The sequence below is a fragment of the Burkholderia sp. GbtcB21 genome, from assembly GCF_019091065.1.
GTDB classification, from domain to species: Bacteria; Pseudomonadota; Gammaproteobacteria; order Burkholderiales; family Burkholderiaceae; genus Burkholderia; species Burkholderia pyrrocinia_C.
Genome location: NZ_JAGXKA010000569.1, coordinates 1 through 229 on the forward strand (window position 1 = coordinate 1; position 229 = coordinate 229).

1 pseudogene is annotated in these 229 nt (G+C 77.7%); it reads right to left on the reverse strand.

What is annotated here, in order from left to right:
* Positions 1-229 (reverse strand): annotated as a pseudogene (locus KVT39_RS37680) (M48 family peptidase); the annotation flags it as partial.

The following is a 229-nucleotide window of genomic DNA, read 5'->3' on the forward strand; positions in this document are numbered from 1 at the left end:
CCGGCGCGCCGCGGCCGAGATGACGGCCGGCGCGCGGTTCGGCAGGTCGGGCAGCCGCGCGCGCACGAACCCGTACACGGTCGACTGACGCGGCTGCCGGTACGGCGCGCGCCGCGCGCGATCCTCCATGTCGGCGATCCGCTCGCCGGGCTGCGGGTGCGTGCGTCCATAGGCCGGCACGCCCGCATCGCCCATCGGCGCGCGTGTGGGCCGCTCGATGAAACCCGGG